This is a genomic window from Primorskyibacter sedentarius, from assembly GCF_004342065.1.
In the GTDB taxonomy this organism is placed as follows: Bacteria; Pseudomonadota; Alphaproteobacteria; order Rhodobacterales; family Rhodobacteraceae; genus Primorskyibacter; species Primorskyibacter sedentarius.
Map to the genome: position 1 here is coordinate 1 of NZ_SLZU01000068.1, position 2,956 is coordinate 2,956.

4 protein-coding genes are annotated in these 2,956 nt (G+C 56.6%); 1 reads left to right on the forward strand and 3 read right to left on the reverse strand.

Annotated elements, in window-relative coordinates; translation table 11 throughout:
- Nucleotides 1-752 precede the first annotated feature (752 nt).
- The 3 genes from EDD52_RS23435 to EDD52_RS24220 all read right to left on the reverse strand — a co-directional run bounded on the left by EDD52_RS23435 (nt 753) and on the right by EDD52_RS24220 (nt 2,516).
- Nucleotides 753-1,259 carry a RidA family protein gene (locus EDD52_RS23435; RefSeq protein WP_132249012.1) on the reverse strand — a complete coding sequence of 169 codons (507 nt, stop codon included), beginning with the start codon at nt 1,257-1,259 and terminating at the stop codon, nt 753-755.
- Complete coding sequence (locus tag EDD52_RS23440; RefSeq protein WP_132249013.1) at nt 1,256-1,621, reverse strand: c-type cytochrome; 366 nt, start codon at nt 1,619-1,621, stop codon at nt 1,256-1,258. The genes EDD52_RS23435 and EDD52_RS23440 overlap by 4 nt, the downstream gene beginning before the upstream one ends.
- Nucleotides 1,622-2,063: 442 nt before the next feature.
- On the reverse strand, nt 2,064-2,516 hold the full coding sequence (locus tag EDD52_RS24220) for a flavin monoamine oxidase family protein (protein ID WP_243652087.1): 453 nt from the start codon (nt 2,514-2,516) through the stop codon (nt 2,064-2,066).
- A 9-nt stretch (nt 2,517-2,525) separates the two neighbouring features.
- Here EDD52_RS24220 and EDD52_RS24225 point away from each other — a divergent pair, with 9 nt between their 5' ends.
- Nucleotides 2,526-2,768, forward strand: coding sequence for a hypothetical protein (locus EDD52_RS24225; protein ID WP_243652088.1), 243 nt, complete (start codon nt 2,526-2,528; stop codon nt 2,766-2,768).
- Nucleotides 2,769-2,956 lie beyond the last annotated feature (188 nt).

Sequence of the window (2,956 nt, forward strand, 5' to 3'; positions counted from 1 at the left end):
AGCAGAGGAGGCCTTCTATGCAAACTTGAACGCGGTCGAAAAAGTAGCCTAATCATTGAACCAGAAACTCTCCGGTAAACCCGGGGCGGTTCAGAGAGCCTGTTTTCCGGGCCTGAAGCGCTGAAAGCCGTTAGCACGGAGGCGCGAGAAGAAATCCTTAGCATATTCCCGGAACTCGCTGATCAGCACTACTCCGCAAGATCTGCCCGTCTCATTCCGTCCAGACAGAAGCAAAAACAGTTTGTCGCGCGGCATCTGAAGAACGGAAAAGACTTGATCGGCACCCCGTTATAAGCCGGTAAAAAGTGCGGAACGAACGATCACAAACGCCGATTGCCAAATTGCTTGGTCAGCGCCACGATGCCCATCGTTCGCCATGTCGTGAGGATGTCTTAAAGGCGTACCTATCCAGAGGCCGAAAGCCGTTGCCCGGCTATGGTGCAACGCTCCGAAAACGGTGTCGCCTCACCCTGTGCGCTTTTTACATCCTGTGAACGATGCACACGGGAGTGTTAAACATGATTTCCAACGAGCATTGCGCGCCGAGCGGCAGGACGACGATGGTCGGGTCAAATTTGGCGCACAGGTCGGCCACGCACGAACCTTTAACGCCGCAGCCCGACTGCGGCCGCCGCTGGAGGATGATGCAGCGGCAACTCACGGGGCACTAGATCACGCGCCTACAGGTTCAGCCGATGGCGGCAATTTACGAAGCCGGTAGCTGTCCAGTGTTAGCGCCAAAAGGCGCGACGTCACGAGCCCGGACGGACAGCAACTACTTCAATCTCAACCGGCCAAGAGGGGTTAGCGAGGCCAGCCACGGCGAAAACTGATCGGGTCGGCAGTTCGGGCTGTTCTTCGGTGCCGAAATACTGCGTGTATCCCTCCGTGAAGCCTCCGAAATCCATACCCGCGCTTACCTCGGGCGCCACCAGATAGGCCTGCATCTTGACGGCATCGCCCATGTCAAGATCGAGTGCAGCGAGCTTCTCTTTGATCGACTCAAGCACGCTGGCAGTTTGGGTCGCGGTGTCGCCATAGCGTTCCGGTGATCCTTTGGTGGCCGCCTCATCGGCCACTTGCGGCACCGTGCCGCTGAGATAGACCAAGGTCGCGTCAGCCGGAACCTCCACTGCTTGCGGGATCGGGAAGTCGGAATCCGGCAAAGTGTGACGTACCACATCTGTTGCCTGCGCTAGGGCAATGCCTGCGGAACAGATCAACGCTGAGGAGAGTGCAGCGAGGTTTCTGTAGGTCATTCGTGATCCTCCGTATCCTGATTTGTCGGTGTGGCGGGGCGGGCATCTCCGACCGCCTCTATAGAGCCATCGGGCTGGTAATCGTTGCCCAAATTGGTCTGAAGGTAGTTTGTCAGCGCAACGACCTGTTCGTCGTCGAGAAAGTGACCAAGGCTTGGCATGCCCGCCTGGCCGTTGACGATGATGTAGATCGCGTAACCGGAGAATTCGAGATTTGCGTTGGCCTGCAATGCCGGGTACTCCCCAGCGCCAACTGCACCGGAACCGTCCGTCATGTGGCATCCGGCGCAAAGCGTCTGGTCAAGTTCTTCGCCGTCTGTACTGGTGTAACCATCGGTCCAGCCCGCCCCGGCGTCGGCCATTTCAGTGATCTCGACTTCTTCGGGTTTGGCATCTTCCTAAGCTGTCTGATCGTTCTGATCGGTGCTCTGCGCGTGCAAGGGAGCGACAGAAATCGTACCGACAATGAGAGCTGTGATTATCGTATTCTTCATGGCGTCACCCGTTGATGATTTTGTCATGCAGACGCGAGATTGCGTCAAGCGAAGAGAGGATCGCGCCTTCCTGCCATGCAGGCAGATAGGAAAGATGCTCACCGGCGCAGACCACGCGGTTGTCGATCTTGATCGCATCCTCGTAATTGTCGCGGTTCTCCTAGATTCCTGAACAGCCGAGCACCCAAGGCACCTTGTGCCAGGCGACGCTGACCCCGGTCTTGAATTCCTCGCGGTATTGCGGATGGATCCGTTCGCCCTGTCTGAGCGCCCATTCAAGGCGTTCTTCGGGCTGCATGGCATTGAATTTTTAAGAATTGGCCCCGCGCCAGGTATACCCGCCCAGCAAGACGCCGGGCCCGTCTGAGAAATAGCCCGTCGAGTGATAGCTGATCTGTGAGATGGCCTGATTGGTATAGCTGATGCCACCGTAAATCTGCTCGTCCTGCTCCCAGAACCGGCGCTTGAACTCTAGGCCCCATTTGGTTGACCCGTTATATGGCATCGAACTGATCTTATTGGAGAGATCACCGGATAGGTTATGATCAATCTGGCTCAGGATCGAAAACGGGATGGTACAGACACAGTAATCGGCAGTGCTGGTTTGCGCCTCACCGCCACCGGCGGCATCTTCCCAAGTGACGGTGACGCCATCCTCATCCTGCTGTAGCGAGGCAACCTTGGCGTTATAGGTAATCAGATCGCCGACCTCGCGTTCGAAACCCTGTGCGATGCCGTCCATGCCACCAACTGGTTGGAACATTGGCGCCTGATGGTCGAGCGTCTCATGGGTGGCCAGATATTCCCAAAGCCGCGTTTGCAGCACTTGCTGCGGATCGAGAAGATCCGACGGCTCGGGCGCTGCGCCAATTCCACCGCCGGGCGACTTCTCGAAGCCACGGAAATCGCTGACCTCAAGACTTTTTCTTTATTCATTCTGCTCATTAAGCACGCCGAAACTGCGCAGGCTCTCAATCAGGACTTCTCTGTCTTCGGCCGTCACCGTTTCGTCTAGCTTGCCCTAATCGACGGCTGTTGATTGTCACTGAGAACTGATCCGGCATGCCCGTAAATTGTCACTGAGAATTGACCCATGTGAACACACTTCCGGTGTTTGTCAAAGGAGTTGTCCGCCGATTTCATGCGGCGTCTCTGATTTCAGGGGCGCTGATTTCGGTTTCTGGGTTGAGCCAGACGGGTCCA

Bases quoted from the DNA above. Each gene is read 5' to 3' on its own strand.
- EDD52_RS23440 (WP_132249013.1), bottom strand. From the start codon at position 1,621: ATGGCCGACGCCGGGGCGGGCTGGACCGATGGTTACACCAGTACAGAC.
- EDD52_RS23435 (WP_132249012.1), bottom strand. From the start codon at position 1,259: ATGACCTACAGAAACCTCGCTGCACTCTCCTCAGCGTTGATCTGTTCC.
- EDD52_RS24225 (WP_243652088.1), top strand. From the start codon at position 2,526: ATGGTCGAGCGTCTCATGGGTGGCCAGATATTCCCAAAGCCGCGTTTG.
- EDD52_RS24220 (WP_243652087.1), bottom strand. From the start codon at position 2,516: ATGTTCCAACCAGTTGGTGGCATGGACGGCATCGCACAGGGTTTCGAA.